Source organism: Nostoc sp. 2RC, from assembly GCF_014222165.1.
GTDB lineage: Bacteria > Cyanobacteriota > Cyanobacteriia > Cyanobacteriales > Nostocaceae > Nostoc > Nostoc linckia.
On record NZ_JACKZU010000544.1, the window covers coordinates 1 to 3,702 of the forward strand.

3 protein-coding genes are annotated in these 3,702 nt (G+C 41.6%); 1 reads left to right on the forward strand and 2 read right to left on the reverse strand.

The genetic code is table 11. The annotated features are described in order from the left end of the window. Positions 1-24: 24 nt before the first annotated feature. Positions 25-1,464, reverse strand: a complete 1,440-nt coding sequence (locus GNE10_RS32845) for a hypothetical protein (RefSeq protein ID WP_185570215.1) — start codon at positions 1,462-1,464, stop codon at positions 25-27. 364 nt (positions 1,465-1,828) lie between these two features. Between GNE10_RS32845 and GNE10_RS32850 the strand changes: the two genes are divergently transcribed. Next, positions 1,829-2,542 carry a peptidoglycan-binding protein gene (locus GNE10_RS32850; protein WP_185570216.1) on the forward strand — a complete coding sequence of 238 codons (714 nt, stop codon included), beginning with the start codon at positions 1,829-1,831 and terminating at the stop codon, positions 2,540-2,542. A gap of 75 nt (positions 2,543-2,617) precedes the next feature. Here GNE10_RS32850 and GNE10_RS32855 read toward each other — a convergent pair whose 3' ends face one another. Then, positions 2,618-3,508 (reverse strand): SDH family Clp fold serine proteinase, encoded by an 891-nt coding sequence (locus GNE10_RS32855; protein WP_185570218.1) that lies wholly within the window; start codon positions 3,506-3,508, stop codon positions 2,618-2,620. Between the last annotated feature and the right edge of the window lie 194 nt (positions 3,509-3,702).

The window sequence follows — 3,702 nt, forward strand, 5'->3', positions numbered from 1 at the left end:
GGAAGATTTTCTCCCTTGTCTCCCTCATCTCCCTGTAAAACTAGTACCTTTATCAACTACTGCTGGAAGTGATGCTTGTGTTCGTAGCTGTCTGGTTTGCTCGATGATTTGCTCGATATCTTCCTGGGACAAACGCTGAACGTAGTTAATTTTAATTTCTTCTAAGAAGTCAGAAAGTAAACTCTCGATTTCTGCAAGTAAGTGCTTTTTTTTGATTTGTCCTGTTAAGGCGTCGCTGAAACTTTGTATTAGTTGACTAGTGAGTTTTGCACCAACAGGGTCTTCAACAGCACTAACTAAAGTTTTGTAAAGATTTGTTGTGATTTGGGTTGCTAATTGTTCGCTGAGTTGGCTTTGGGCTTGTCCAATGCCTGGGAGGTTCTGGAGGTTGCGGTAGACGGGAACTTGATGGATGACGGTTTCGATGTTGTGACGCAAAAGGGCAACGATCGCTGGTTGGATTTCTGGTAGCACTTGATACACCACTGTTTTTACCAATAAACCTGCGATCGCTTCTATTTCATTGACATTATTAATATCTATGTAAGAGCGCACATTTTCTTGTTGCGATAACCAACGGATCAATTCACCCCGCTTAATTGAAGCCTGGACTTGGTTGATTACTCTCACCACTACAATTTCTGTCAATTCTTCGGCAAAATTGGCCACGATCCCCTGATTAATTTGTCGGCGCACTGGATGTAGACTCAATAACTTTGCTTGGTCGAGGCGCACCAATACGGGTATAATTCGTAGCCAACGAAAAAATGGTAATAATAAGAACAAATCATACCAACGCCACAACAGTGCTTCTAGCCAGCTTAAACCGACATGTTGGCGTTTGATAAAAAAGGTACGCCCCAGCAATTCTAGAGCAAATAAAATTACAAATACTGAGTCAATAATCCAGAAATTATTGATAAATTCCCCACTTTCTGCAATTCTACGGTAGTAGTTAGTAGCAATTAAAGGACGGATTCTTTGGTTGAAAAAATTAATTTCTTGCAGCCAGCCTTTTTGGGTTAGGTAGGGTTGACTCCAAAAAATGGCAAAGGACTGTTTTGCAGATTCGTTGTTGAAGCGATCGCGCATCCGATTTTTGATTTTTTCTAGAGTACCACTCTTATTCGCTCCCGCAAATGGATTAGTATCAATCATCTCGTTGCTCAAACGAGTTATTTCCTCTAGCTGGTTTTTTACCTCAGGGGATTGTAATCCTGTTTGGCTGACTTGTTCTTCTAATGCATCTAAGGTTTGTAAATATTTTTTTGTGTCTCGATGCGTTTCAATACCTTTGATTGGGTCATAAATCTGGACAATTTGGGGAAATTTTTGTAAGTATAAATCCCGCCATTGTACGTAACTTAAATCAAACAAAACTAAACTTAAGTTTACTGTGGCCAGGATTGCCATAAATCTTTCAAACCATAGATTACGCTTGTCAGAATTTTTTATATTTTTCATTTTTTTTGTTTTAAATTATACAGGTTTCTGGATTTTCAATATTCACTGGTAAGAATTCAGGAGTCAGAATACTTAAAGAATTTTGAAAAAATTTGACCCATAAATGTACTGTTCATGCTGAATTTTTACCCTGTGTGATTTATTGACTGCCAGGTTTTGACAACGAATTTACTTTGCTAATATAAGATACTTCTTTTGATGGATGACACAAATTGGTTTTTATATTTTCAGTTAAGTTTGACAAATATAAATTACGAATTATTCAATAATCATGAAACAATTACGAAAAAAGTTATTAAAGAAACTTAAAATGCAGCTGTTAAAGTCTATAATCCTGCTGATTTAACCCAAAGGAGTTTTCATTATGTGGTGTGGGTTTGGAAAATCAAGCGCGACTTTTGCTGCTACCTGTCTGTTAACTGCTAGCATAGTAATTGCAGACACAGGTTTTGCAGCCCCTCAAGGTAGTTACACGCCACAGCAATTTCGTGCTGTGTTGCGGGGGTTAGGTTATACCGTCAAGGTAACAAATACCCCATTGACGGATGAAGAAACCAAAAAAGCAATTCGTGAATTTCAGACTGGTTACAGACTAAAACCAGTTGATGGCATAGCCGGGTCACAAACCCAAGCTTATGCTGCTAACATCGTTAAAATTCTCCAAGGAAATTTGAATGCGGTAGTGAAGCCGAATCCTCCGCTTCCTCGCGATCAATTTTATGGGCCTCAGACCGAAGCAGTGGTGAAGGAATACCAGAAAAAGAACCAGTTGCAAGAAACTGGAATCGCTAATTTAGCACTCCGGCAAAAGCTGGATGCAGAAGCTAAAGCACTTGTGGGTCAGCCAAATACTAAACCATCACCTACACCGACGGCAAAACCGACGGCAAAACCAACGACTAAACCGACGACTAAACCGAGTCCTACACCGACTGCGACTCCCACAGCTACGCCAACTGCAACCCCCACGGCTACGCCAACAGCTACGCCAACAGCTACGCCAACTGCAACGCCCACGGCTACACCAACAGCTACACCAACAGCTACACCAACACCTACCCCCACTGCTACACCTTAATTCCTTGATTTATTGTTGTAGAGACGTTGCAATGCAACGTCTCTACATATTTTGTTGATTCACATCAGACGTGAATTAGGAATTATTAGGTTCTTCTAAAGGTCTGCCTTTGGGGACAGGTAGAGATGGGGTGCGGTCATTGTAAGGCATAGGAATGTACTGGACAGTGGGTCGGCCCCCTTGTGGCTGTGGATACAAATCCATCAAATCATATATGGAATTGGGCAATCCAACGGTTATTGGCAGACCCATTTCTGTGGCTTCCTCAACAGTGATGGGATAGTCATGAGTAACGCGTCCAGTTGTTAAAGCTTCGATAATGGATTCGATATTTTCTGGCAGAACTTTTTGTTTGGGTATACTGTCTTTGAGGAGAGTCCGCACAAAGCGTTGTACTTGCTGTATTGCTTTACGTGCGAGGTCAGCCATAATGAGGGTTTGGTCATCAACCTCACTGATGGGTTTATCTTCAACTACTTTGATGATACTTGCTGCTGGGTAATTACCGAGTTGGGGATCGACTGGGCCTAAAACAGCGTTGGCGTCCATAACAATTTCATCGGAAGCGAGAGCCAGCATTGTACCGCCACTCATAGCGTAGTGGGGTACAAAGACAGTTACTTTTGCTTGGTGACGAATTAATGCTCTAGCAATTTGTTCTGTGGCTAAAACTAAACCCCCAGGAGTGTGCAAAATTAAGTCAATGGGTACATCTGGAGGAGTGAGACGAATTGCTCGCAATATTTGTTCTGAGTCTTCGATAGTAATGTAGCGAGATAAGGGAATTCCCAGTAAGCTAATGGACTCTTGGCGGTGAATTAGCAAAATCACGCGACTTTTGCGTTGCTGCTGGAATTCCTGTAAAGCACGCAAGCGCCGATATTCTATTTGGCGTTTTTGCCAAAGGGGTTGCAGAGAAGTAAGAAGCAGGAAAATCCAAAATAAATCGCCAATACCAAAGCCCATAAATTTATTTATTGTTGAAAAATAACGGTTACGCCATTATTTTGACAAGTTTCGGGCGATCGCAATTCTATCTCAAGGTTAGATGAGGGGAGGTATTGGGTATTGGGCATGGGGAGTAGGGGAAAAGGTTAATGGTTCGACCCTTCTCTACGAGAGGCTTCTCTACGAGAGGCTTCGCCAACGCCAACGACAAA

Bases quoted from the DNA above. Each gene is read 5' to 3' on its own strand.
- GNE10_RS32850 (WP_185570216.1), top strand. From the start codon at position 1,829: ATGTGGTGTGGGTTTGGAAAATCAAGCGCGACTTTTGCTGCTACCTGT.
- GNE10_RS32845 (WP_185570215.1), bottom strand. From the start codon at position 1,464: ATGAAAAATATAAAAAATTCTGACAAGCGTAATCTATGGTTTGAAAGA.
- GNE10_RS32855 (WP_185570218.1), bottom strand. From the start codon at position 3,508: ATGGGCTTTGGTATTGGCGATTTATTTTGGATTTTCCTGCTTCTTACT.